The 23,854-nt window shown below is 67.1% G+C and carries 25 protein-coding genes; all 25 read left to right on the plus strand.

The genetic code is table 11. From position 1 onward, the window contains the following. Positions 1-20: 20 nt before the first annotated feature. The 25 genes from mutL (at position 21) to EDC29_RS09060 (ending at position 23,852) form a co-directional block, all read left to right on the plus strand. Positions 21-1,991 (plus strand): DNA mismatch repair endonuclease MutL, encoded by a 1,971-nt coding sequence (gene mutL / locus EDC29_RS08940; RefSeq protein WP_132229513.1) that lies wholly within the window; start codon positions 21-23, stop codon positions 1,989-1,991. Positions 1,992-2,019: 28 nt separating this feature from the next. Next, entirely contained in the window at positions 2,020-2,988 is a 969-nt protein-coding gene (gene miaA / locus EDC29_RS08945; protein ID WP_132229515.1) for a tRNA (adenosine(37)-N6)-dimethylallyltransferase MiaA, read from the plus strand. A gap of 259 nt (positions 2,989-3,247) precedes the next feature. After that, positions 3,248-3,508: an RNA chaperone Hfq gene (hfq, locus tag EDC29_RS08950; RefSeq protein WP_005223727.1), complete on the plus strand. Its 261-nt coding sequence runs from the start codon at positions 3,248-3,250 to the stop codon at positions 3,506-3,508. 32 nt (positions 3,509-3,540) lie between these two features. Beyond that, positions 3,541-4,827 carry a ribosome rescue GTPase HflX gene (hflX, locus tag EDC29_RS08955; RefSeq protein WP_123140763.1) on the plus strand — a complete coding sequence of 429 codons (1,287 nt, stop codon included), beginning with the start codon at positions 3,541-3,543 and terminating at the stop codon, positions 4,825-4,827. A gap of 264 nt (positions 4,828-5,091) precedes the next feature. Next, positions 5,092-6,255: an FtsH protease activity modulator HflK gene (hflK, locus tag EDC29_RS08960; RefSeq protein ID WP_123140762.1), complete on the plus strand. Its 1,164-nt coding sequence runs from the start codon at positions 5,092-5,094 to the stop codon at positions 6,253-6,255. Continuing rightward, positions 6,255-7,142 carry a protease modulator HflC gene (gene hflC, locus EDC29_RS08965; RefSeq protein WP_123140761.1) on the plus strand — a complete coding sequence of 296 codons (888 nt, stop codon included), beginning with the start codon at positions 6,255-6,257 and terminating at the stop codon, positions 7,140-7,142. The genes hflK and hflC overlap by 1 nt, the downstream gene beginning before the upstream one ends. Before the next feature lie 297 nt (positions 7,143-7,439). Continuing rightward, positions 7,440-7,622, plus strand: a complete 183-nt coding sequence (locus tag EDC29_RS08970) for a DUF2065 domain-containing protein (protein ID WP_062274437.1) — start codon at positions 7,440-7,442, stop codon at positions 7,620-7,622. A 13-nt stretch (positions 7,623-7,635) separates the two neighbouring features. Next, on the plus strand, positions 7,636-8,829 hold the full coding sequence (locus tag EDC29_RS08975) for an ATP phosphoribosyltransferase regulatory subunit (protein WP_123140760.1): 1,194 nt from the start codon (positions 7,636-7,638) through the stop codon (positions 8,827-8,829). Between the two features lie 12 nt (positions 8,830-8,841). Beyond that, a complete protein-coding gene (locus EDC29_RS08980; RefSeq protein WP_123140759.1) occupies positions 8,842-10,137 on the plus strand; it encodes an adenylosuccinate synthase in 1,296 nt (431 codons plus the stop codon). 11 nt (positions 10,138-10,148) lie between these two features. Then, on the plus strand, positions 10,149-10,412 hold the full coding sequence (locus EDC29_RS08985; protein ID WP_207301260.1) for an OadG family protein: 264 nt from the start codon (positions 10,149-10,151) through the stop codon (positions 10,410-10,412). A gap of 97 nt (positions 10,413-10,509) precedes the next feature. Further along, positions 10,510-12,315 carry a sodium-extruding oxaloacetate decarboxylase subunit alpha gene (oadA, locus tag EDC29_RS08990; RefSeq protein ID WP_123140758.1) on the plus strand — a complete coding sequence of 602 codons (1,806 nt, stop codon included), beginning with the start codon at positions 10,510-10,512 and terminating at the stop codon, positions 12,313-12,315. A gap of 10 nt (positions 12,316-12,325) precedes the next feature. Beyond that, positions 12,326-13,462 carry a sodium ion-translocating decarboxylase subunit beta gene (locus EDC29_RS08995; RefSeq protein ID WP_062274423.1) on the plus strand — a complete coding sequence of 379 codons (1,137 nt, stop codon included), beginning with the start codon at positions 12,326-12,328 and terminating at the stop codon, positions 13,460-13,462. Between the two features lie 49 nt (positions 13,463-13,511). Continuing rightward, complete coding sequence (locus EDC29_RS09000; RefSeq protein WP_123140757.1) at positions 13,512-14,081, plus strand: YceD family protein; 570 nt, start codon at positions 13,512-13,514, stop codon at positions 14,079-14,081. Positions 14,082-14,151: 70 nt separating this feature from the next. Further along, positions 14,152-14,328: a 50S ribosomal protein L32 gene (gene rpmF / locus EDC29_RS09005; protein ID WP_005223716.1), complete on the plus strand. Its 177-nt coding sequence runs from the start codon at positions 14,152-14,154 to the stop codon at positions 14,326-14,328. 50 nt (positions 14,329-14,378) lie between these two features. Next, positions 14,379-15,410 carry a phosphate acyltransferase PlsX gene (gene plsX / locus EDC29_RS09010; RefSeq protein ID WP_123140756.1) on the plus strand — a complete coding sequence of 344 codons (1,032 nt, stop codon included), beginning with the start codon at positions 14,379-14,381 and terminating at the stop codon, positions 15,408-15,410. Further along, on the plus strand, positions 15,410-16,366 hold the full coding sequence (locus EDC29_RS09015) for a beta-ketoacyl-ACP synthase III (protein WP_123140755.1): 957 nt from the start codon (positions 15,410-15,412) through the stop codon (positions 16,364-16,366). The genes plsX and EDC29_RS09015 overlap by 1 nt, the downstream gene beginning before the upstream one ends. A gap of 27 nt (positions 16,367-16,393) precedes the next feature. Further along, positions 16,394-17,338, plus strand: a complete 945-nt coding sequence (gene fabD / locus EDC29_RS09020) for an ACP S-malonyltransferase (protein WP_123140754.1) — start codon at positions 16,394-16,396, stop codon at positions 17,336-17,338. Next, complete coding sequence (gene fabG / locus EDC29_RS09025; protein ID WP_123140753.1) at positions 17,331-18,071, plus strand: 3-oxoacyl-ACP reductase FabG; 741 nt, start codon at positions 17,331-17,333, stop codon at positions 18,069-18,071. The genes fabD and fabG overlap by 8 nt, the downstream gene beginning before the upstream one ends. Positions 18,072-18,225: 154 nt before the next feature. Next, entirely contained in the window at positions 18,226-18,462 is a 237-nt protein-coding gene (gene acpP, locus EDC29_RS09030) for an acyl carrier protein (RefSeq protein ID WP_005223711.1), read from the plus strand. Between the two features lie 99 nt (positions 18,463-18,561). Then, positions 18,562-19,800 (plus strand): beta-ketoacyl-ACP synthase II, encoded by a 1,239-nt coding sequence (gene fabF / locus EDC29_RS09035; protein ID WP_123140752.1) that lies wholly within the window; start codon positions 18,562-18,564, stop codon positions 19,798-19,800. 74 nt (positions 19,801-19,874) lie between these two features. Beyond that, positions 19,875-20,750, plus strand: coding sequence for an aminodeoxychorismate lyase (gene pabC, locus EDC29_RS09040; protein WP_369964107.1), 876 nt, complete (start codon positions 19,875-19,877; stop codon positions 20,748-20,750). Between the two features lie 11 nt (positions 20,751-20,761). Further along, a complete protein-coding gene (mltG, locus tag EDC29_RS09045) occupies positions 20,762-21,766 on the plus strand; it encodes an endolytic transglycosylase MltG (protein ID WP_242465936.1) in 1,005 nt (334 codons plus the stop codon). Further along, complete coding sequence (gene tmk / locus EDC29_RS09050) at positions 21,767-22,423, plus strand: dTMP kinase (protein ID WP_132229519.1); 657 nt, start codon at positions 21,767-21,769, stop codon at positions 22,421-22,423. Next, positions 22,420-23,436: a DNA polymerase III subunit delta' gene (holB, locus tag EDC29_RS09055; RefSeq protein WP_123141857.1), complete on the plus strand. Its 1,017-nt coding sequence runs from the start codon at positions 22,420-22,422 to the stop codon at positions 23,434-23,436. The genes tmk and holB overlap by 4 nt, the downstream gene beginning before the upstream one ends. A gap of 44 nt (positions 23,437-23,480) precedes the next feature. Continuing rightward, entirely contained in the window at positions 23,481-23,852 is a 372-nt protein-coding gene (locus tag EDC29_RS09060) for a PilZ domain-containing protein (RefSeq protein ID WP_082806048.1), read from the plus strand. Positions 23,853-23,854: the final 2 nt, after the last annotated feature.

A 23,854-nucleotide genomic window follows, 5' to 3' on the forward strand; every position in this document is an offset into this window, starting at 1 on the left:
GATCTGGTTCCATCTGCGCGATGGTTTCCCCGATCCGTACCCTCCCGCCCCATCTCGTCAATCAGATCGCCGCCGGCGAGGTCGTCGAACGCCCGGCCTCGATCGCCAAGGAGCTGATCGAGAACAGCCTCGACGCCGGTGCCGAGCGTATCGAGATCGAGGTCGAGCAGGGCGGGGTGAAGCGGTTGCGGGTGCGTGACGACGGTTGCGGCATCCCGCGCGACGAGTTGGGCCTGGCGCTCTCGGCGCATGCCACCAGCAAGATCGCCGCACTCGAGGATCTCGACGGCATCATCACCCTCGGTTTCCGTGGCGAGGCGCTGCCGAGTATTGCCTCGGTCAGCCGGCTGACGCTGACCTCGCGTCCCCGTGAGGCGCCCGGGGACACCCCGGCCTGGAGTATCGGGGTCGGTCCCGATGGTACGCTCGAGTCGCCACAGCCGGCCGCGCACCCGCCCGGGACCTCGGTCGAGGTGCGCGAGTTGTTCTTCAACACCCCGGCGCGGCGCAAGTTCCTGCGCACCGAGCGCACCGAGTTCGGCCACCTCGAGCAGGTGGTGCGACGTATCGCCCTGGCCTGTCCCGAGGTCGGTCTGGTGCTGCGCCACAATGGTCGTCAGGTGTTCGACCTGGCTCCGGCCGGTGGCGAGACGGCACGTGAGCGCGCCCGTCTCGCCCAGCTGCTCGGCCAGTCCTTTGCCGAGCAGGCGCTGACGGTGGAGGCCGAGGCCGTCGGGTTGCGCCTGCACGGTTGGGTGTTGCCACCGGCCTTCTCGCGCAGCCAGGCCGATCAGCAGTACTTCTACGTCAATGGCCGCATGGTGCGCGACAAGCTGGTGGCACACGCCGTGCGCCAGGCCTTCAGCGATGTGCTCCACCATGCCCGTCATCCGGCCTTCGTGCTGTTTCTCGAACTGCCGGCGCGTCAGGTCGACGTCAATGTCCATCCGGCCAAGCACGAGGTGCGCTTCCGCGAGAGTCGTCAGGTCCACGACTTCCTGTTCAGCAGTCTGCAGCGCCGGCTCGCCGACGGTGTGCTCGGCGAGCGGACGCCCGAGACCGGGACGATTGCGCCCGCGCCGGCGGTCGCCTCCACGCGTGCGTCGTCGGTCGCGCCGCTCACGCCGGCGCTTGCCACCTCGGGCGGGCAGGCCGGGCGCGTCGGCACAGGCGCGCGAGCCGCTGTCGCTCGTGAGCGGAGTTCCGTCGTCGCCCCGGCGGGCCGGGTCGCCGAGCGTCCGGCGCGCTATCAGGCCGATCTGGCCTTCCAGCACCCGAGGCCAGCGGCACGAGATGGCGGGGGAGAGGAGTCGTCCTCGACAGCGCCCGCCGCCCCGGCCAAGCCGTTGCCCGAGGTCGGCGGGGCGAGGCCCGTGCCTCGCCAGGAAGAGGTCGAGGCGGCCGATGCCCCGCCGCTCGGCTTCGCCCTGGGGCAGGTCAACGGGGTCTTCCTGCTCGCCCAGGCGCGCGACGGGCTGATCGTGGTCGATATCCACGCCGCCCACGAGCGCATCGGCTACGAGCGGCTCAAGCAGGCCTGGGCGCGCGGGCGCATCGTCTCCCAGCCGCTGCTGTTGCCGGTCACCCTCCAGGTCAGTCGCGCCGAGGTCGAGTTGCTGGAGACGCAGCGCGACACCCTTGCCCGGTTGGGGCTGGTGATCGAGCCGCTCGGCGCCGAGACCCTGGTGATCCGCGAGGTCCCGGCGCTGCTGCGTCAGGCCGAGATCGCGCCGCTGGTGCGCGACCTGCTCTCCGATCTCACCGAGCACGGGCGCAGTCGGCGGCTCGATGCGGCGATCGACGCGGTGCTCGCGACCATGGCCTGTCACGGCGCGGTGCGCGCCAACCGGCGGCTCACCATCGAAGAGATGAACGCGTTGCTGCGCGAGATGGAGCAGGTCGAGCGTATCGATCAGTGCAACCATGGCCGTCCCACCTGGGTGAAGATGACCCACGATCAGCTCGACCGACTGTTCGAGCGCGGCCGCTGAGCCGCATCCCCGAGAGGATCTCCCCGTCATGATCGATTCCGCCGACCCACGGCCGTGGGCCATCCTGTTGCTCGGCCCGACCGCTGCCGGCAAGACCGACCTCGCCGTCGAGCTGGTGCGTCGACTGCCGTGCGAGATCATCAGCGTCGACTCGGCGATGGTCTATCGCGGCATGGACATCGGTACCGCCAAGCCCGGTCCCGAGGTGCTCGCCGAGGCCCCGCATCGGCTCATCGACATCCTCGACCCGAGCGAGTCCTATTCGACCGCGCAGTTTCGCGCCGATGCCCTGGCGGCGATGGCCGAGATCAGCGCACGGGGGCGGATCCCCTTGCTGGTCGGTGGAACCATGCTCTATGTGCGCGGTCTGTTGCGCGGTCTGGCCGAGCTGCCGGGGGCTGATGCGGCGGTGCGTGCCGCGCTCGATGCGGAGGCGGCGCGTCTCGGTTGGCAGGCGATGCACGAGCGGCTCGCTGCGGTCGATCCGGTGAGCGCGGCGCAGATCCATCCCAACGACCCGCAGCGCATCCAGCGCGCGCTCGAGGTCCACGCCCTCGCCGGGCGCCCGATGAGCGCCTTGATCGCCGAGGCCCGCGCACGCGCCGAGCCGCCCTATCGCTGGATGAAGCTGGTGCGCGCGCCAGGCGAGCGCGCGCTGCTGCATCGGCGCATCGAGCAGCGCTTTTGCGACATGCTCGATCAGGGGCTGGTGGCCGAGGTCGAGCGGCTGTGGGCGCGCGGCGACCTGCACCCGGAGCTGCCCTCGATGCGCTGCGTGGGCTATCGCCAGGTGTTGAAATATCTTCACGGCGAGTACGACCGTGATGAGCTGGTGCAGCGCGGTATCTATGCCTCCAGACAGCTCGCCAAGCGTCAGCTCACCTGGCTGCGCGCCGAGCCCGACTGTCATTGGATCGATGATCACCCGGATCCCTGTGGTCAGGCGCTGGCGGCGCTCGCGGCGGCCGGTATCGGTGGCGCGGGCGGCGGCCGATGAGCCGTGGCCGGTGTTGCTGGTCCTTGCCGCGGTGTCGCCAGCGAGGCATGCTCAGTGCGGTCCCCCGCGTTGGGGGCTTGCTCCAAATCAGGTCGGTGTCCGTCACCAGTTCGCAACCCGCTGACGGACGACGCGGTCATGACGACCGTAGAGAGCGGCGGTGATCCGGGATGGGGGGAAGCGCTGCCCCGGAGCACCTGTCCGGCCACGGTCACATCCGGATGCCGACCGAACAAACGACAACAAGGAGACTCAACACATGGCAAAGGGCCATAGCCTGCAAGACCCCTTCCTGAACACCCTGCGCAAGGAGCGCGTGCCGGTCTCGGTGTTCCTGGTCAACGGTATCAAGCTGCAGGGGCAGATCGAGTCCTTCGATCAGTTCGTCGTGCTGCTCAAGAACAACGTCAGTCAGATGATCTACAAGCATGCGATCTCGACGGTGGTGCCGGCGCGCAACGTCAAGCTGCCGCCGAGCGATGAGTCGCCGAAGGGCGAGGACAAGTCCGACGATGCCTGAGTCGCACGCGCAACGATTGCTGGGGGCGCGGCGTGTTTGAGCGTCCCGATGTCGGTGAGCGGGCGGTGCTGGTACAGATCGATCTCGGCGGCGAGCGGGTCGATGCCGAGCAGCGCGAAGAATTCGCGCTGCTCGCCGAGGCCGCCGGCGCCGAGGTGCTGGCGACCCTGGGGGGGAGTCGTGCCGCGCCCGATCCGCGCTACTTCCTCGGCAGCGGCAAGGCCGAGGAGCTCAAGGATCTGGTCGCCGCCTGCACCGCCGACCTGGTGATCGTCGATCATCCGCTCTCGCCGGCTCAGGAGCGCAACCTCGAGCGCCTGGTACAGTGCCGGGTGCTCGATCGCTCCGGGTTGATCCTCGATATCTTTGCCCAGCGGGCGCGCTCCTTCGAGGGCAAGCTGCAGGTGGAGCTGGCGCAGCTGCGTCACCTCTCGACCCGGCTGGTACGCGGCTGGACCCATCTCGAGCGCCAGAAGGGCGGTATCGGGCTGCGCGGTCCGGGCGAGACCCAGCTCGAGACCGACCGCCGTCTGCTCGGCAAGCGCGTGGCGATGCTCGAGCGCCGCCTCGGCAAGATCGAGGGGCAGCGCGCCCAGGGGCGCAAGGCGCGGGCCAAGGCCGAACTCTCGGTGGTCTCGCTGGTCGGTTATACCAATGCCGGCAAGTCGACGCTGTTCAATCGTCTCACCGAGGCCGGGGTGTTCCAGGCCGATCAGCTGTTCGCCACCCTCGATCCGACGCTGCGTCGATTGGAGTTGCCGACCGGCGAGCGGGCCTTGCTGGCCGATACCGTGGGCTTCGTCAGTGATCTGCCGCATGAGCTGGTGGCGGCCTTTCGCTCGACGCTGGAGGAGGCGCGCAACGCCGCGTTGCTGCTGCACGTGATCGATGCCGCCGCCACGCAGCGCTCGCGACTGATCACCGATGTCGAGCAGGTGCTCGAAGAGATCGGTTGCAGCGAGATTCCGCGCCTGGAGGTGTTCAACAAGATCGATCGGCTCGAGGAGGCCGTGCCGCGTCTCGAGCGCGATGCCGAGGGGGTGCCGGTGCGGGTGTGGATCTCGGCGCGCGAGGGCGAGGGGATCGAGCTGTTGCTGCAGGCGATCGCCGAGCGTGTCGGTGGCCAGCGCGTCGAGCGCCGGGTCCGACTCGAGCCAGCCGATGGGCGGGTGCGGGCGCTGCTCTTCGCTCACGCCCAGATACTCGCCGACACCCCCCTCGAGAGCGGTGGATGGGAGATGAGCTTCAGTATCGCGCGGGCCGATCTCGCGCGGCTGCGGGCACGCGATGTGCGCCTGGCCGCCTGTGTCGAACCCTGAGTTTCATTGGGGGTGGGGCGTTTGCTCCACCCCGCAGCGCCATCTTAGAATGACACCTTCGATTTGGGGCCCGGGGATGCGTGTCCGCGTGACCTCATCATGCGATATCGCTTGATATCGGCCTCGTACGTCGGCATTGTTCTACGCGATATTCACCTGCCATCGGATTTGTCGTGACGCCCTGTTTGCAGTGGCTGGATCGTCAACCCCCGACAGGGCAATCCGGGACGACTCCCCCAACCAACCAGTACAGACGGAGAAGCTATGGCCTGGAACGAGCCAGGTGGCGGTAACAAAGATCCTTGGAGTGGTGGCGGCGACCAAGGACCGCCCGATCTCGACGAGGTGGTACGCAAGCTCCAGGAGCGCCTGGGTGGGCTCTTCGGCGGCAAGGGCGGCGGGCAGGGCGGCCCGAGCGGTGGTCCCGGGCGCGACCTCAGTCTGCGCCTGATCGGTGTGGCGGTGGCCGTGCTGGTGGTGATCTGGCTGGCCACCGGCATCTATATCGTCGGCCCTGCCGAGCGCGGCGTCGAGACCCGCTTCGGCAAGCTCACCGAGACCACCGGGCCGGGGCCGCATTGGCACATCCCCGCACCGATCGAGTCGGTGACCAAGGTCAATGTCGACGAGATCGCGACCTTCAGTCACAAGGCATCGATGCTCACCCAGGACGAGAACATCGTCGATGTCGAGCTGACGGTGCAGTCGCGTATCCAGGATGCGGCGAACTATCTCTTCCAGGACCAGAATCCCGAGAAGACCCTGCGTGACGCCACGGTGACCGTGGTGCGCGTGACCATCGGTGGCAGCAAGCTCGACTATGTGATGACCGAGGGTCGTAGCGCGGTGGCGGTGACCATCAAGGAGCGCATCCAGGCGCTGATGGATCAGTACAAGACCGGCCTCGAGGTGACCACGATCAACATGCAGCCGGCCAAGCCGCCGGAGCAGGTCAAGGCCGCCTTCGACGATGCCATCAAGGCCCGCGAGGACAAGGAGCGCATCGAGAACCAGGCCGAGGCCTATGCCAACGAGGTGTTGCCGCGCGCCCGTGGTGAGGCTGCGCGCATCATCGCCGATGCCCGCGCCTATCGCGACAAGGTGATCGCCGAGTCCGAGGGTGAGGCGGCGCGCTTCAGTGCCATCCTCGCCGAGTATCAGAAGGCCCCCGAGGTGACGCGCGAGCGTCTCTATCTCGAGACCATGGAGCAGGTGCTCGGCGGGAACGCCAAGGTGCTGCTCGACGTCAAGGACGGCGGCAACAGCCTGATGTACCTGCCCATCGATCAGATGCTCAAGCAATCAGCAACGCCGGCCCAGAGTGGCCCGGCAGCGTCGGCGCCGGTCGCGGCGACGCCGGCGAGCGCCACCGGGGCGAGTGATTCCACGCCCCAGCGCATCGTGGACCGTGAGCGGAGGACGCGTTGATGAATCAGTACAGGACCCTGCTGCCGATCGGCGTCGCGGTGCTCGCGCTCCTCGTCTACAGCTGTACCTTCGTGGTCAAGCAGTACGAGGTGGCGATCAAGCTGCGACTCGGTGAGATCGTCTCCGACCAGTACGGCCCCGGGCTGCATTTCAAGCTGCCCTTGATCAACTCCATCGAGATCTTCGATCGTCGTATCCAGACGCTCGACTCGCGTCCGGAGCGTTTTCTCACCATCGAGAAGAAGGACGTGATCGTCGATTCCTACGCCAAGTGGCGGATCTCCAACGCGGCGCAGTTCTTCCGCTCCACCGGTGGCAGCAGTGCGCGGACCAGCCGGCTGCTCTCGGAGCGGATCAACACCAGCCTGCGTGACGAGTTCGGTAAGCGCACCATCCAGGAGGTGGTCTCCGATGATCGTCTGGAGCTGATGCAGATCCTCACCAAGGAGGTCAATGCCAACACCGAGGATCTCGGTGTCGAGATCGTCGACGTGCGGGTGAAGAAGATCGACCTGCCGCCCGAGGTCAGTGAGTCGGTCTATCAGCGCATGCGCGCCGAGCGTGAGCGGGTGGCGCGTGACCTGCGGGCCAAGGGTTCTGAGGCCGCCGAACGGATTCGCGCCGATGCCGATCGTCAGCGCACCGTGATCACCGCCGACGCCTATCGTCAGTCCGAGGAGATCCGCGGTGAGGGCGATGCGCGCTCGGCCGAGATCTATGCCGGCGCTTATAGCGTCGACCCCGAGTTCTACGCCTTCTACCGGAGTCTCGGTTCCTATCGCCACGCCTTCGGCAATGGTGGCGACGTGATGGTGCTCGAACCCGATTCGGAGTTCTTCCGTTTCTTCCGTCAGCAGCAGGCCCCGGTCGAGGCCATCGGCCGCTGATCCTCCCTCCGCTGCAGGATGCGGCCCCGTTTCGGGGCCGCATTTCCCCACCCAAGACGTCTTGCAGACGTTTCGTCCACGTTTCAGCGACCCTTCGCACCCTGGTTAAATGCATGCATTTTGTTGTCAAAATGCTGCTTTTGCGCTGAAATCACGTTTTTCTGTCTGTCTGCGGGGTGTTTTTCGATGTCCCGGCGATGGACAAATGCCCTTGCGTCTGGAAAGATGGGCGCCTTTTGAAAGGGTACCAGCCCGGTTGCGTTCGCGTGATCGAGCCCCGGTCGAGGACGTCTGGTTGTGAACGAGCTGCTGATCGCACTGGCGCTGATGCTGGTGGTCGAGGGGATCTGGCCGTTTCTCTCGCCGCGAAGCTTCAGACGCGCCTTGTTGCTGATGGTGGCCGAGCGGGATCGGGCGCTGCGTTTGGCCGGGTTGACGAGCATGATCGTCGGGCTCGGGCTGCTCTATCTGGTGAACTGAGTTTTAGTGCGCAATGAATGAGGAACGGTGGCTGCTGCCAGCCGGAATCGAAGAGGTGCTCCCGCCCCAGGCCCAGGTCATCGAGGGGCTGCGTCGCGAGTTGCTGGATCTCTATGCCGGCTGGGGATACGACTTGGTCATCCCGCCGTTCATCGATTATCTCGACTCGCTGCTGACCGGGACCGGTCAGGACCTCGACCTGCAGACCTTCAAGCTCACCGACCAGGTCTCCGGGCGGTTGCTCGGGGTGCGGTCCGACATGACCCCGCAGGTCGCGCGTATGGATGCCCATCATCTGCGTCGTGATGTGCCGCAGCGTCTGTGCTATCTCGGCACCGTGCTGCGCACTCGCGACGACGGCTTCGGTGGGACGCGCAGCCCGCTCCAGCTCGGTGCCGAGATCTATGGTCATGGCGGCGTCGAGAGCGATATCGAGATCCTGCGCCTGATCATGCTCACGCTGCGCGCGGCGGGGATCGAGGAGAGCTATCTCGATCTCGGTCATGTCGGTATCTTCCGCGGGCTGGCCCGTCAGGCCGGGCTCGATGCGGCACAGGAGCACGCGCTGTTCGATGCGCTCCAGCGCAAGGCGGTGCCCGAGGTCGAGCAGCTGATCGGCGGCTTCGGCGTCCACGGTGCTGCGGCCGACATGCTGGTCGCGCTCGCCGAACTCAACGGCGCCGATGCGCTGGTGCGTGCCGAGCAGGTGCTGAGTCGCGCCGACCAGCCGGTACAGGCCGCGCTCGATGACCTGCGGCGCATCGCCGAGGGGCTGCAGCGCTGGCTGCCCGAGGTCGGGGTCCACTATGACCTCGCCGAGTTGCGCGGTTATCGCTACAAGACCGGCGCGGTGTTTGCGGCCTTCGTCCCCGGCTGGGGGCTCGAGGTCGCGCGTGGCGGGCGCTATGACGACATCGGTCGGGTGTTCGGCCGGGCGCGCCCGGCGGTCGGCTTCAGTGCCGACCTCAAGGAGCTGTTGCGTCACGGACGCGGGCTCGAGCAACGCTATCGCGTTGACGCGCCGGTGCTCGCGCCGGCCGATCCCGATCCGGCGCTGCGCGCCGAGATCGAGCGGCTGCGCGCCGCTGGGCGACGGGTGGTCGAGGTACTGCCCGGGGTCGAACAGGATCCACGTCAACTCGGCTGCAGCCAGACCCTGGCGCGGTGCGAGGGGCGCTGGGAATTACAAGCTATCGATGCGGAGTAGGAAAGAGTCTAGATGGGCAACAACGTCGTTGTAATAGGCACCCAGTGGGGCGATGAGGGCAAGGGCAAGGTCGTCGACCTGCTGACCGATCGCGCTGGCGCCGTGGTGCGTTTCCAGGGTGGACACAACGCCGGTCACACGCTGGTGATCGACGGGGCCAAGACCGTCCTGCACCTGATCCCCTCGGGCGTGTTGCGCGAAGGCGTGCGCTGCCTGATCGGCAACGGCGTGGTGCTCTCGCCGCAGGCGCTGCTCGACGAGATGGCGATGCTCGAGCAGGCCGGCGTGCCGGTGCGCGAGCGTCTCGGCATCAGTGCCGCCTGTCCGCTGATCCTGCCCTATCACGTCGCGCTCGATCAGGCGCGCGAGCGTGCCCGCGGCAGCAACGCCATCGGCACAACCGGGCGCGGCATCGGTCCGGCCTACGAGGACAAGACCGCGCGGCGCGGCATCCGTCTCGGCGAGCTGCTCGATGCGACCCATTTCGAGGCGCGTCTCGGCGAGGTCCTCGACTATCACAACTTCGTCCTCGAGCACTACTACAAGCTCGCGCCGCTCGAGCTCGCGCCGATCCGTGACGAGGCCCTGGCCCATGCCGAGGAGCTGCGTCCGCTGATCGTCGACGTCCCCGGCCTGCTGCACCAGATGCGCGCGCGTGGCGAGGACGTGCTCTTCGAGGGCGCGCAGGGCGCGCTGCTCGACATCGATCACGGCACCTATCCCTTCGTCACCTCCTCGACCACCACCGCCGGCGGTGCCGCCAGCGGCAGTGGGGTAGGGCCGCGCGACCTCGACTATGTGCTGGGGATCGTCAAGGCCTACACCACCCGTGTCGGGGCCGGCCCCTTCCCCTCGGAGCTGTTCGACGACGAAGGCAATCATCTCGGGGTGAAGGGGGCGGAGTTCGGCGCCACCACCGGGCGCAAGCGTCGCTGCGGCTGGCTCGACATGGTCGCGCTCAAGCGCTCCTTCGCCATCAACAGCGTCACCGGCATCTGCATCACCAAGCTCGATGTGCTCGACGGCATGGAGCGGGTGCGGATCTGCACCGGCTACGAGCTCGACGGCGAGCTGCTCGAGACGCCGCCGGTAGGCAGCGAGGCGATGGCCCGCTGCACCCCGCGCTATCTTGATCTGCCCGGCTGGAGCGAGTCGAGCGTGGGCGCCGAGAGCTACGAGGCGCTGCCCGAGAATGCGCGACGCTATATCGAAACCATTGAACAGCTCAGCGGACTGCCGGTCGATCTGGTCTCGACGGGTCCCGATCGTGTGCAGACCCTGATCCGACGTCATCCGTTCGACGTCTGAGGGCTATCGTCATGACCGAAATCTCCTTTTCAAAACTCTTCCTCGAAGGCTTGCAGCTGATGGGGGTCGGGATGACCATCGTGGTCGCCTTCCTGATCCTGCTCATCGGCGTGCTTCACCTGGTGGCCGCCGCCGTGCGCCGCTGGGCCCCAGAGGAGACCGCGCCCGAGGCGCGGCCCGCCTTCCCGCAAGGTGCCGGGGCCGTCACCGATCGTCGCCTGACCGCGGCGATCACGGCCGCCGTCGTCCAATACCGGAAGCGACGCCGGACCTGACACCCAGGGGTCCGTCTGTAACCGGGGCGTCGTCGGGGGGTGTACCCGCCTGACCGGCGGCGCCCCTGATCGCGAACTTCGAAATCGAACCTTCACCATGAACGATCCCAAGCCGCTCGGTATCACCGAGGTCGTCCTGCGCGACGCCCATCAGTCCCTGCTCGCTACTCGGCTGCGTCTTGAAGACATGCTGCCGATCGCGCCCAAGCTCGATCAGGTGGGCTACTGGTCCATGGAAAGCTGGGGCGGGGCGACCTTCGACGCCTGCATCCGTTATCTGGGCGAGGATCCGTGGGACCGTCTGCGCCAGCTCAAGGCGGCGATGCCGAACACCCCGCAGCAGATGCTGCTGCGCGGCCAGAACCTGCTGGGTTATCGGCACTATGCCGACGATGTGGTCGAGTCCTTCGTCGAGCGTGCCGCGACCAACGGTATCGATGTCTTCCGCGTGTTCGACGCGATGAACGACCTGCGCAACCTCGAGGCTGCGATCAAGGCCGTCCTCGCCACCGACAAGCACGCTCAGGGCACCATGTCCTATACCGTGAGCCCGGTGCACGACCTCGACTACTGGGTCGACATGGGTCGTCGTCTCGAGGACATGGGGTGTCACTCGATCTGCATCAAGGACATGGCCGGCCTGCTCAAGCCCTATGTCGCCGAGCAGCTGGTCACTCGCCTCAAGGAAAGCTGTTCGATCCCGATCGCGATGCAGAGCCATGCCACGACCGGCATGAGCACCAGCACCATCGTCAAGGCGGTCGAGGCCGGTATCGACATGGTCGACTCGGCCGTCTCCTCGATGAGCATGACCTACGGGCACTCGCCGACCGAGTCCGTGGTCGCCATCTTCGAGGACACCGATCGCGCCACCGGGCTGGATCTCAACCTGCTCGAGGAGATCGCCGCCTACTTCCGTGACGTTCGCAAGAAGTACTCCAAGTTCGAGGGTGCGCTCAAGGGTGTCGACTCGCGCATCCTGGTCGCCCAGGTGCCGGGCGGCATGCTCACCAACATGGAGAACCAGCTGCGCGAGCAGGGTGCGAGCGATCGTCTCGACGAGGTGCTGGTCGAGATCCCCAAGGTGCGCGAGGACCTCGGTTTCATCCCGCTGGTCACCCCGACCTCGCAGATCGTCGGCAGCCAGGCGGTGCTCAACGTGCTCATGGGTGAGCGCTACAAGAGCATCACCGCCGAGACCGCCGGCGTGTTGCGCGGTGAGTACGGTGCCACCCCCGCGCCGGTCGACGCCGCGCTGCAGCAGCGCGTGCTCGAAGAGGGTCAGACCCCGATCACCTGCCGCCCGGCCGACAACCTCTCCCCGGAGATGGAGTCGCTGACCGCGCAGCTCCAGGAGATCGCCGAGGAGCGTTCGCTGAGCCTGGCCGACGAGGTGGTCGACGATGTGCTCACCTACGCGCTCTTCCCCCAGGTCGGGCTGAAGTTCATCGAGAACCGCGACAACCCCTCGGCCTTCGAGCCGGCGCCCTGGACCGAGGCACCGGTCGCCGCTGCCGACAAGGCCGCACCTGCCGCTGCCGCGAGCGGCGCGGCGATGGCCGAGGCCTATCGTGTCGAGGTCGACGGTCACGCCTACAACGTCCGTGTCTCGCCCGAGGGTGCGGTCGAGATGATCGCCCCGGCTGCGGGTGCCGCCCCGGCCGCCGCCCCGGCGCCTGCTGCGGGTGCTGCGAGCGAGGTGCCCGCGCCGCTGGCCGGTACCGTGTTCAAGGTGCTGGTCAAGCCCGGTGATCAGGTCGCCTCCGGCGACGTGGTGATGATCCTCGAGGCGATGAAGATGGAGACCGAGGTGCGCTCGCCCGAGGGTGGAACCGTAGCTGCGGTCTGCGCCTCCGAGGGGGACGCGGTGCAGGTCGGTCAGGCCCTGCTGACCCTGAGCTGAGCGCGGACCCATGGAAAAGTTGTTGCTACTGTGGCAGTCCACCGGACTGGCCAATTTCACCTGGGGTCAGGCGCTGATGATCGGCGTCGGCGGTCTGCTGATCTATCTGGCGATCGCCAAGAAGTTCGAGCCGCTGCTGCTGCTGCCGATCGGCTTCGGCGCCATCCTCTGTAACACGCCGGTGGCCGGGATCGGTGGTCCCGACGGCATGGTGGGCATGATCTACCATGTCGGCATCGAGACCGGGATCTTCCCGCTGCTGATCTTCATGGGGGTCGGCGCGCTGACCGATTTCGGCGCCCTGATCGCGCGCCCCTCGACCCTGTTGTTGGGTGCCGCGGCGCAGTTCGGCATCTTCGCCACCCTGCTCGGGGCGCTGGCGCTGAACCTGATCCCCGGGTTCGACTTCAGCATGGCCGATGCTGCCTCGATCGCGATCATCGGTGGCGCCGACGGCCCGACGGCGATCTTCCTCGCCTCGCGCCTCTCGCCCGATCTGCTCGGCGCCATTGCCGTGGCCGCTTACTCCTACATGGCCCTGGTGCCGCTGATCCAGCCGCCGATCATGCGCGCGCTGACCAGCGAGTCCGAGCGTCAGGTCAAGATGGAGCAGCTGCGCCACGTCTCCAAGCTCGAGCGCATCCTCTTCCCGTTCGCGGTGCTGGTGCTGTGCGTGACCCTGCTGCCCTCGGCCGCACCGCTGATGGGCATGCTGATGTTCGGTAACCTGCTGCGTGAATCGGGTGTGGTCGATCGCCTCAGCCGCGCCGCGCAGAACGAGATCATCAACGTGGTCACCATCATGTTGGGTCTGGCCGTCGGCTCCAAGCTCTCGGCCGAGATGTTCCTCAACGTGCAGACGCTCGGCATCCTGTTGCTCGGCGCGCTGGCCTTCTGCATCGGTACCGCCACCGGTGTGATCATGGGCAAGATCATGTGCAAGGTCACCGGTGGCAAGGTCAATCCGCTGATCGGCGCCGCCGGCGTCTCGGCGGTGCCGATGGCCGCGCGCGTGGTCAACAAGGTCGGTCTCGAGTCGGATCATCACAACTTCCTGTTGATGCATGCGATGGGGCCGAACGTGGCCGGTGTCATCGGTTCGGCAGTGGCCGCCGGTATCCTGCTCGCGCTGGTGGGCGGTGGTTGATTCGTGGAAGTTGACGAAATCGCCAAAACTGGGTTAATTTGATTAGCTTATGTCAGCGTCGTTACCTGAGCGACTGGACCCATGGCGTGCCGCGCAGGCCGCGCGTGTCTTCACCGGCACGATCGAGCTTGCGCGGCTGCCGAGGCTTGCCGAGGCCGTCCTCGGTCTCGCCCCGCTTGCGCAGGGCAAGGCCGAGGTCTGTTACCGTCTCGCCTTCGAGCGTGATCCCCGGGGGCGCGTGCGTGTCTTCGGGGACGTCGATGCGGTGTTGCGGCTGCCCTGTCAGCGCTGTCTCGGCGAGGTCGCCGTTGCGGTGAGCGCGCCCTTGAGGCTGGCGCTGGTGCGCAGCGAGCAGCAGGCCGAGCAGCTCGACGAGACACTCGACCCGGTGCTGGTCGAAGACGACGAGCCGGTGCAGCCGCTTGACTGGATCGAGGACGAGCTGCTGCTCGCGATCCCGGCGGTGCCGCGTCATGCGCCCGGTGAGTGTGAGGCGCCGGTTTCTACCGATGCCTCGCCGCCCGAGTCCGAGCCGTTGTTGGAGACGACGCCGGAGCGGGACAACCCGTTCGCGATTCTGGCGAGTCTGAAGTCGCGCGGGCGCGACGACGAGGGCTGATGGTTTCGCAATTTCGATCAACGCGACGTCTCGTGCCAACGAGGCGTCAGATCCGTACCTGGAGATAACAATGGCAGTTCAGCAGAATCGCAAGACCCCTTCCAAGCGCGGCATGCGTCGCTCCCACGACGCCCTGAGCAAGCCGACGCTCTCGGTCGAGCCCTCGAGCGGCGAGACCCACCGTCGTCATCACGTCTCGGCCGACGGTTTCTATCGCGGCCGCAAGGTTGTGGACAAGTCTGAGTGATCCGGTCGGTCCGTTTCGGGTCACGGTCGCGACACGCGAGTCGAGCATCGATGGCACAACCCTGCACCATTGCACTGGACGCCATGGGCGGCGATCACGGCCCGAGTGTCGTGGTCCCGGCAGCGCTCAAGTATCTCGCGGACAACCCGCACGCCAATCTGATCCTGGTCGGCGACGAGCAGCGTCTTGAGGGCTATGTCGGCGGGGTGAGTCGCGAGCGCCTGCGGATCCATCACGCCTCCCAGGAGGTGGCGATGGATGAACTGCCATCGCGGGCGCTGCGCAGCAAGAAAGACTCGTCGATGCGCGTGGCCATCGACCTGGTGCGTGCCGGCGAGGCCGGTGCCTGTGTCAGCGCCGGTAATACCGGGGCGCTGATGGCGACCGCGCGGTTCGTCCTCAAGACCCTGCCGAGCATCGATCGACCGGCGATCAGCACCACGGTGCCCTCGCTGCACGGTCATACGCATATGCTCGATCTCGGCGCCAACGTCGATTGCTCCGGGGCCCATCTGTTCCAGTTCGCCGTCATGGGCAGCGAACTGGCCGCCGTCGTCGATGGCATCGAGCAGCCCAAGGTCGCGCTGCTCAACATCGGCCAGGAAGAGATCAAGGGCAACGAGCAGGTCAAGCAGGCCCACGAGTTGCTGCTCAACAGCAGCCTCAACTATGTCGGCTATGTCGAGGGTGATGGCATCTACCTCGATGACGTCGACGTGGTCGTCTGCGATGGCTTCATCGGCAACGTCGCGCTCAAGTCGAGCGAAGGCGTGGCCAAGTTCGTGCGTCATTCGCTGCGCAAGCAGTTCAAGCGCAACTGGTTCAGCCAGCTTGCCGGACTGGCCGCGATGCCCATCCTCAAGCGTTTCAGCCGCGACATCGATCCGCGTCGCTACAATGGTGCCAGCCTGCTCGGACTGCGCGGTATCGTGATCAAGAGTCACGGCGGCGCCGATGAGATCGCGTTCGAAAACGCAATCTATATTGCCGAGAAGGAGATCCGCGAGGACATCCCCAAGCGGATCGGTGAACAGGTCGGGCGTCAGCTCGAGGGCAGCGGACAGTACAGGGAAACCGCCTGATGAAGTATTCCCGCATTCTCGGGACCGGGAGCTATCTGCCGGCCCGCGTCATGACCAACGCAGATCTCGAGGCTGTCGTCGATACCTCAGACTCCTGGATCCGGGAACGCACGGGAATCGAGAAACGTCACCTGGTCAGCGACGGGGAGAGCTGCTGCGATCTGGCCGAGCAGGCTGCGCGCAGGGCGCTGGAGGCGGCGGGCATCACCGCCTCCGACCTCGACCTGATCCTGGTGGCGACGACCACGCCCGACCAGTTCTTCCCGAGCACCGCAACCCTGCTGCAGCAGCGTCTCGATGTGCATGGCTGCCCGGCCTTCGACCTGCAGGCCGTGTGCGCCGGCTTCGTCTATGCAATGGACGTGGCCGACAAGTTCATCCGCACCGGCGCGGCCAAGCGCGCGCTGGTGGTCGGCGCCGAGACCTTCTCGCGCATCCTCGACTGGAACGACCGCACCACCTGCGTGCTGTTCGGCGACGGCGCGGGTGCGGTGGTGCTCGAGGCCGCCGACGAGCCTGGCATCCTCTCCACCCATCTTCACGCCGATGGCGCCTACAAGGACCTGTTGCAGGTCCCCGGTGGGCTCGGCAACGGTCACCCCGACGCCCGCTTCGTTCAGATGAAGGGCAACGAGGTGTTCCGCATCGCCGTCACCACCCTCGGGCGCATCGTCGAGGAGACCCTCGAGGCCGCAGGCCTCACCAAGTCGGACATCGACTGGCTGATCCCCCATCAGGCCAATATCCGTATCATCCAGGCGACCGCGCGCAAGCTCGATCTGCCGATGGAACGGGTGGTGGTGACCGTTGCCGAGCACGGCAACACCTCCTCGGCCTCCATCCCGCTGGCGCTCGATCAGGCGGTACGCGACGGGCGTATCCGTCGTGGCGAGACGCTGTTGATGGAGGCCTTCGGAGGCGGTTTCACCTGGGGCTCGGTCCTGGTCCGTTACTGATTTCCCTCTTGATCTTCCTGTATTGCGATGCCACAACAACTCGCCGTTTTCTTTCCCGGTCAGGGGTCGCAGGCGCTCGGCATGCTCGATGCCCTCGCCGCGACCTATCCCAGCGTTCGCCAGACCTTCGAGGAGGCCTCTGACGCCCTCGGTCAGGATCTCTGGCAACTGGTGAGCAGCGGTCCAGAGGACGCGCTCAACCGCACCGAGAACACCCAGCCCGCCATGCTCGCCGCCGGCATCGCCGTGTGGCGGGTGTGGCGTCAGGCCGGTGGTGCTCCCGCCACGGTCATGGCCGGGCACTCGCTGGGCGAATACAGCGCCCTGGTCGCCGCCGAGGCCCTGGGCTTCGCCGATGGCGTCCGTCTGGCCGCCGAGCGTGGCCGGCTGATGCAGGCGGCGGTGCCGCCGGGCGAAGGCTCGATGGCCGCGCTGCTCGGACTCGACGACGACACCGTGATCGCACTCTGCGCCGAGCAGGCCGGCGGCGAGGTGCTCGAGGCGGTCAACTTCAACTCCCCCGGACAGGTGGTCATCGCCGGCGCCAGCGCCGCGGTTGCGCGCGCGGTGGAGGCGGCCAAGGCCGCCGGCGCCAAGCGCGCGGTACAGCTGCCGGTGAGCGTGCCCTCGCACTGTGCGCTGATGCGTCCGGCCGCCGAGCAGCTCGCCGAGCGTCTCGCCGAACTCGATCTCTCGCTGCCCCAGGTGCCGGTGCTGCACAACGTCAACGTTGCCCCGGCCGCGGATGTCGCCGAGTTGCGCGATCTCCTGGTGCAGCAGCTCTATCGCCCGGTACGCTGGGTCGAGACGGTACGCAAGGTCGCCGGCGACGGGGTGCCGGCCGCCATCGAGTCGGGCCCGGGCAAGGTGCTGGCCGGACTCTGCAAGCGTATCGACAGGAACATGACGACGCTGCCGGTCTTCGACCCGAAGACCCTCGATGCGGCACTGGAGGCGACTGCCAATGCTTAAGGGTGAAATCGCGCTCGTTACGGGCGCCTCGCGTGGAATCGGTCGTGCCATCGCCATGGCGCTGGCCGAGCAGGGTGCGGCAGTGGCCGGCACCGCGACCAGCGAAGCCGGCGCCGCGGCGATCGAGCAGGCGTTCAAGGACGCCGGCCATCAGGGTATCGGTCTGGTGCTCAACGTCTCCGATGCGGAGTCGATCAGCAGCGCCCTGGCGACGCTCAACGAGCGTCTCGGTGCGCCCAGCATCCTGGTCAACAATGCCGGGATCACTCGCGACAACCTGCTGATGCGGATGAAGGACGAGGAGTGGGATTCGGTCATCGAGACCAACCTCACCTCGATCTATCGTCTGGTCAAGGCCTGCCTGCGTCCGATGACCAAGGCGCGCAAGGGGCGCATCATCAACATCGCTTCGGTGGTGGGGGCCAGCGGCAACGCCGGTCAGACCAACTATGCGGCGGCCAAGGCCGGGATGATGGGCTTCACCAAATCGCTCGCCCGCGAGGTCGGCGCCCGTGGCATCACTGTCAACTGCGTCGCCCCAGGCTTCATCGACACCGACATGACCCGGGTGCTGCCCGATGCCCAGCGCGATGCGCTGCTCGGCTCCATCCCGCTCGGTCGACTCGGTGCCCCTGAGGAGATCGCCGCGGCCGTGACCTTCCTCGCCTCTCCCGGCGGGGCCTATGTCACTGGCGAGACGCTGCATGTCAACGGCGGCATGCACATGGCGTGAAAATCTTTTCCTTGATTGATATAAATGACTTATATCAATCGGTTAGGGTTTTCACCTAAGGCTATTTATTGGCTTTCATCGACCCTCGTTTGTCACTAGAATACGGGCTGGCTCAGCGAGGGCCACTTTATTCATTCCGGAGGAATCTTTCATTATGAGCAGCGTTGAAGATCGAGTTCGCAAAATCGTCGTCGAGCAACTGGGTGTCAAAGAGGAAGAAGTGACCGCCGAGGCGTCCTTCGTCGACGATCTGGGCGCGGACTCCCTCGACACCGTGGAACTGGTCATGGCCCTCGAGGAGGAGTTCGAGACCGAGATTCCTGACGAAGACGCTGAGAAGATCACCACGGTCCAGCAGGCCATCAACTACATCAACGAGCACCAGGCCTGAGGCAGGGTTGCTGTCCGCGCGCAGTCGTCCGTCGGAGACGGACGCCGCACGCGGCTCGACCCGCCAAATCGTGGTGTACTGAACGAGAAGGGGTAAGCAATGGCAGGCAGAAGGGTAGTTGTCACTGGGTTGGGTCTGGTGGCGCCAGTTGGTCTGAACGTCAAGTCCGCTTGGGACAGCATCCTTGCCGGCAGGAGTGGGATCCAGCCGATCACGCACTTCGACATCGAACCGTTCAGCACCCGCTTCGGTGGGCCGATCTATGGCTTCGATCCCAGCGAGTACATCGCCGAGAAAGACGCCAAGAAGATGGACAAGTTCATCCACTACGGTGTCGCCGCGGGCTCTCAGGCCATTGCCGACTCCGGACTGGAGATCGATGAGTCGAACTGCCGCCGCATCGGCGTCGCCGTCGGCTCCGGCATCGGTGGCATCACCGGTATCGAGAACAACTACGAGGCCTATCGCTCCAAGGGGCCGCGTCGGATTTCTCCCTTCTTCGTTCCCGCCAACATCGTCAACATGGTGGCGGGCAATCTCTCGATCAAATTCGGCCTCAGGGGGCCGAACTACTCGATCGTCTCGGCCTGTGCGACCGGCACCCACAACATCGGTGAGGCCGCGCTGATGATCCGTCACGGCTATGTCGACGTGATGCTCGCCGGCGGCGCCGAGATGGCGACCTCGCCGGTCGGCCTCGGCGGCTTCGCCGCGGCGCGCGCACTCTCCACCCGCAACGACGATCCGGTCGGCGCCAGCCGTCCGTTCGACAAGGAGCGCGACGGCTTCGTGCTCAGCGACGGCGCCGGCGTGGTGGTGCTCGAGGAGTACGAGAGCGCCAAGGCCCGTGGCGCGCACATCTATGCCGAGCTGGTCGGTGTCGGCATGAACTCCGACGCCTACCACATGACCGCGCCCTTGACCGATGGCTCGGGTGCGGCCGACTGCATGCTGATGGCGCTCAACGATGCCGGCATCAGCCCGGATCAGGTCGACTACATCAACGCCCACGGCACCTCGACCGTGGCAGGCGACCGAGGCGAGACCCTCGCGGTCAAGCGTGCGCTCGGCGACCATGCCTACAAGACCATGGTCAGCTCCACCAAGTCGATGACCGGTCACATGCTGGGCGCCGCCGGTGGCGCCGAGGCGGTGTTCTCGGTGCTCGCGCTGCGCGATCAGGTCGCGCCGCCGACCATCAACTACAGCACCCCGGATCCGGAGTGCGACCTCGACTACGTGCCCAACACCGCACGCGAGTCGAAGCTCGACGTGGTGATGTCGAACTCCTTCGGTTTCGGCGGCACCAACGGCACCCTGGTGTTCCGTCGGGTCTGACCCCGCGTACCCATCGGGGACGGCGCCTCTCGCGCCGTGCCCCGGTGGGCGCTTCCCGCCGCTCCAGGAGTCGTGTGTTGAGCGATTCCAGCGTCTCCCCACAACCCACTCATGACACGCCGGGCGCCCCGCTGCGGGTGCTGCTCAACGGCTGTCCGCTGTCTGATCTGACGATCACCGATCGCGCCTTGCACTATGGTGACGGTCTGTTCGAGACCCTGCTGGTACGTGCCGGCCGGCCCTGTCAGTGGTCACGTCATCTCGCCCGACTTGCGCATGGCTGCGCGCGCCTGGGGCTCCCGCTCCCGCCTGCCGCCCAGCTCGAATCCGAGCTCGCGACGCTGCTCGATGGCGTCGAGGAGGGGGTGCTCAAGCTGATGCTCACGCGCGGCAGCGGTGGACGTGGCTACCGGCCGCCGATGCGGCCCGAGCCCCGGCGGATCCTGCTGCTCTATCCGCGCCCGCCGGGGCCGGACTGGCGACGGGGCGTGGCGGTGCGCTACTGTCGTACGCCGGTCTCGGTGAATCCGGCGCTGGCCGGGCTCAAGCACCTCAACCGGCTCGATGCGGTGCTGGCACGGCGCGAGTGGGACGATGGCGCCATCGCCGAGGGCTTGATGCAGACCCCGGATGGCGCCATCTGCGGGGGCACCATGAGCAACCTGTTCCTGTGGGACGGTGCGCGGCTCTACACCCCGGCGCTCGATCAGGCCGGTATCACCGGCACGGTGCGCGAACTGGTGCGAGAGCTGGCTGCCGAGGCCGGCATCGGTTGTGAGGTGCGCCGCCTGAACGGCGATGACCTCGAGCGCGCCCGCGCGCTCTTTCTCACCAATGCGGTGATCGCTGTCTGGCCGGTGGCCAGGCTCGAAGCGCGGCGCTTCGACCTCGACGATCAGCCCTGGGACCTCTTGCACGCGGTGCGGGCCGCCTCGCACACGCCTGGATGACGACTCACCGAATGACCCTGCTGCGAATCCTCCTGATCCTGCTCATTGCCCTGGGTGTGCTCGGCGCCGGGTTGTGGGTCGACTACCAGCGTTTCGAGACGACGCCGATCGCGCTCGATCGTGAATCCATCGTCTTCGACATCCCGACCGGCAGTTCGCTCGGCCAGATCGCCGAGCGGCTCACCGAGCGCGGCATCATCCCGCATCCTTACTACTTCATCGCGCTGGCCTACCGGCGTGGCGACCAGACGCGCATCAAGGCCGGCGAGTACACCCTCACCGCCGCGATGACACCGGTCGAGGTGCTCGATCACGTGGTGCGTGGCAAGGTGGTGCAGTATCCGATCACCCTGGTCAATGGCTGGACCTTCCGTCGCGCGGTCGAGGCGATCGACGCCCATCCGCACTTCGGCGGCGAGGGGCTGGCCGCGCTCAGCGATGCCGAGCTGATGGCCCGGCTCGGCCATCCCGGCGAGCACCCGGAGGGGCGCTTCTTCCCCGATACCTATGCCTTCCCGCGCGGCACCAGCGGGATCGACGTCTTGCGTCGTGCGATGCAGCGGATGAAGCTGGTGCTCGCCGAGGAGTGGGCCGGTCGCGCCGAGAACCTGCCCGTCGAGACCCCCTACGAGGCGCTGATCCTCGCCTCCATCGTCGAGAAGGAGACCGCCGCGACCCATGAGCGGGCCAAGATCGCCGGGGTCTTCGTGCGACGGCTGCGCATGGGGATGCGGCTGCAGACCGATCCGACCGTCATCTACGGCATGGGTGAGCGCTACGAGGGCGATATCCGCCGCTCCGACCTGCGCGAGGCGACCGCCTACAACACCTATGTGATCGACGGTCTGCCGCCGACGCCGATCTCGCTGCCCGGTCGCGGCACCATCCATGCGGTGTTGCACCCGGCCGACGGCGACGCCCTGTTCTTCGTCTCCAAGGGCGACGGCACCCACCAGTTCTCGGCCACCTATGCCGAGCACAAGCGCGCGGTGCGTCGCTATATCCTGGGAAAATAGATGTCTGCATCAACCGAAGCTGGTCGTTTCATCACCCTCGAGGGGATCGAGGGCGCGGGCAAGAGTACCCAGGTCGAGCGTCTCGCCGGGGCGCTGCGAGCCCAGGGGCGGCGCGTCATCACCACCCGTGAGCCGGGTGGGGCGCCGATCGCCGAGCACATCCGCGAACTGTTGCTCGATCCCGAGCACGGCGCCATGTGCGAGACCGCCGAGCTGCTGCTGATGTTCGCCGCCCGCGCCGAACATCTCGACAAGACCATCCGCCCGGCGCTCGAGACCGGGGTGTGGGTGATCTGCGATCGCTTCACCGACGCCACCTACGCCTATCAGGGAGGGGGGCGCGGGCTCGACGTCGCTCCCATCGCCACCCTCGAGCGGCTGGTGCAGGGGGCGCTGCGCCCGGATCTGACCCTGGTGTTCGATCTGCCGCCGGCGCAGGGGCTGGCGCGTGCCCGCGCCCGTGCCGGTGCGACCGATCGCTTCGAGCGCGAGACCCTGCGTTTCTTCGAGGCCGTGCGCTCGGTCTATCTGACGCGGGCGGCGACCATGCCGGAGCGCTATCGGGTGATCGATGCCGCCGCACCGCTGGAGTCGGTCAGCGCCGAGATCGAGCGTCTCGCCGTGGAGCTGCACGAGACGCTCGGGGCCGGACGATGAGCCAGGGGCGCGATCGACTGCCGTCCTGGCTCGCCGCGCCCTGGGCGCGGCTGCAACAGGCGCGCGCCGCCGATCGGCTGCCGCACGCGCTGTTGCTGAGCGGACCGGCCGGGGTCGGCAAGCGTGCTCTGCTCGAACGCTTTTCCCGTGCGCTGCTCTGCGCCGCACCCGACACCGAGGGGCAGGCCTGCGGGCGCTGTGCGGAGTGTGTGCTGCTCGCCGCCGGCAATCATCCTGACCTGGTGCGTGTCGGTCCCGACCCCGAGAGCAAGTCCGGTGACATCCCGATCGCCGCGATCCGTACCCTCTGCGCCGGTGAGGCGCTGACCCCGAGCCGGGTCGCGCGGCGGGTGGTGCTGATCGATCCCGCCGATCATCTCAACGCAGCGGCGGCCAACGCGCTCCTCAAGACCCTGGAGGAGCCGGTCGGGCGCACCCTGCTGTGTCTGGTTGCCGAGCACCCGGAGCGGCTGCCGGCGACCATCCGCAGCCGTTGTCAGCAGCTGCGTATCGCGTTGCCTGCGGAGGCCGAGGCGCTCGCCTGGCTGCGTGGTCGTCTGCCCGATGAGCAGGCCGCGCTGGCGTTGCGTCTGGCCCACGGCGCGCCGCTGGCCGCGCTCGACCGGCTCGACCCCGAGCGCCTGGAGGCGCGTGCGCAGCGTCTCCAGGGGTTCATCGCCCTGGCCCGGGGGGAGCGCGCGCCGCTCGCAGAGGCGGCGGCTTGGAACAAGCTCGGCGCCGCGTTACTCTTGGAGTGGATGGCTGGCTGGCTCTGCGATCTGCTGCGCCTGGGCGCGAGCGCGACGCCGCCCCGGCTCGACAACCCCGATCAGCGCGAGGCGCTCGCCGCGCTCGCCTCACGGCTCGATCCGGTGGCCGCGCATCGTTTCTTCAGGCGGGTGCTCGAGGCCCGCACCCAGTGCGAGGGCAGCGTCAACGCCCAACTGTTGCTGGAGTCGCTGGCCATCGAATGGCGCGAGCTGGCCGTGTCCGGCCGAGCCGCGTCGGCGTGATCTCGCGTGACGTCCGCACGCATCCACCCCGAGGGTCCCGATCGATGAGTTCACCGACCAACTCGCTGGGCGCGCTGGGCGGCCAGCAGCGCATCCTCAACTTCGCCATCCGCGACAAGAGCGCGCTCTACGCCTCCTACATGCCCTACATCAAGAACGGCGGGTTGTTCATCCCCACCACCAAGCGTTATCAGCTCGACGACGAGATCTTTCTGTTGCTGCAGCTGATGGAGGAGACCGACCGCATCCCGGTGGCCGGTCGGGTGGTGTGGATCACCCCGCCCGGCGCCGAGGGCAACCGCTCGGTCGGCGTCGGGGTGCAGTTCAGCGATCAGGACAAGGGCGCGGCGCGGCGCAAGATCGAAGAATATCTGGCGGGCATGCTCAACTCCGAGCGTCCCACCCACACCATGTAGGC

This window comes from Marichromatium gracile (assembly GCF_004343155.1).
Classification (GTDB): Bacteria; Pseudomonadota; Gammaproteobacteria; order Chromatiales; family Chromatiaceae; genus Marichromatium; species Marichromatium gracile.

Bases quoted from the DNA above. Each gene is read 5' to 3' on its own strand.
- hflC (WP_123140761.1), top strand. From the start codon at position 6,255: ATGAATCAGTACAGGACCCTGCTGCCGATCGGCGTCGCGGTGCTCGCG.
- EDC29_RS08980 (WP_123140759.1), top strand. From the start codon at position 8,842: ATGGGCAACAACGTCGTTGTAATAGGCACCCAGTGGGGCGATGAGGGC.
- holB (WP_123141857.1), top strand. From the start codon at position 22,420: ATGAGCCAGGGGCGCGATCGACTGCCGTCCTGGCTCGCCGCGCCCTGG.
- EDC29_RS08985 (WP_207301260.1), top strand. From the start codon at position 10,149: ATGACCGAAATCTCCTTTTCAAAACTCTTCCTCGAAGGCTTGCAGCTG.
- fabD (WP_123140754.1), top strand. From the start codon at position 16,394: ATGCCACAACAACTCGCCGTTTTCTTTCCCGGTCAGGGGTCGCAGGCG.
- oadA (WP_123140758.1), top strand. From the start codon at position 10,510: ATGAACGATCCCAAGCCGCTCGGTATCACCGAGGTCGTCCTGCGCGAC.
- miaA (WP_132229515.1), top strand. From the start codon at position 2,020: ATGATCGATTCCGCCGACCCACGGCCGTGGGCCATCCTGTTGCTCGGC.
- mutL (WP_132229513.1), top strand. From the start codon at position 21: ATGGTTTCCCCGATCCGTACCCTCCCGCCCCATCTCGTCAATCAGATC.
- hflK (WP_123140762.1), top strand. From the start codon at position 5,092: ATGGCCTGGAACGAGCCAGGTGGCGGTAACAAAGATCCTTGGAGTGGT.
- EDC29_RS08975 (WP_123140760.1), top strand. From the start codon at position 7,636: ATGAATGAGGAACGGTGGCTGCTGCCAGCCGGAATCGAAGAGGTGCTC.
- hfq (WP_005223727.1), top strand. From the start codon at position 3,248: ATGGCAAAGGGCCATAGCCTGCAAGACCCCTTCCTGAACACCCTGCGC.
- mltG (WP_242465936.1), top strand. From the start codon at position 20,762: ATGACCCTGCTGCGAATCCTCCTGATCCTGCTCATTGCCCTGGGTGTG.
- plsX (WP_123140756.1), top strand. From the start codon at position 14,379: ATGGCACAACCCTGCACCATTGCACTGGACGCCATGGGCGGCGATCAC.
- EDC29_RS09000 (WP_123140757.1), top strand. From the start codon at position 13,512: ATGTCAGCGTCGTTACCTGAGCGACTGGACCCATGGCGTGCCGCGCAG.
- EDC29_RS09015 (WP_123140755.1), top strand. From the start codon at position 15,410: ATGAAGTATTCCCGCATTCTCGGGACCGGGAGCTATCTGCCGGCCCGC.
- acpP (WP_005223711.1), top strand. From the start codon at position 18,226: ATGAGCAGCGTTGAAGATCGAGTTCGCAAAATCGTCGTCGAGCAACTG.
- fabF (WP_123140752.1), top strand. From the start codon at position 18,562: ATGGCAGGCAGAAGGGTAGTTGTCACTGGGTTGGGTCTGGTGGCGCCA.
- rpmF (WP_005223716.1), top strand. From the start codon at position 14,152: ATGGCAGTTCAGCAGAATCGCAAGACCCCTTCCAAGCGCGGCATGCGT.
- tmk (WP_132229519.1), top strand. From the start codon at position 21,767: ATGTCTGCATCAACCGAAGCTGGTCGTTTCATCACCCTCGAGGGGATC.
- EDC29_RS09060 (WP_082806048.1), top strand. From the start codon at position 23,481: ATGAGTTCACCGACCAACTCGCTGGGCGCGCTGGGCGGCCAGCAGCGC.
- fabG (WP_123140753.1), top strand. From the start codon at position 17,331: ATGCTTAAGGGTGAAATCGCGCTCGTTACGGGCGCCTCGCGTGGAATC.
- EDC29_RS08995 (WP_062274423.1), top strand. From the start codon at position 12,326: ATGGAAAAGTTGTTGCTACTGTGGCAGTCCACCGGACTGGCCAATTTC.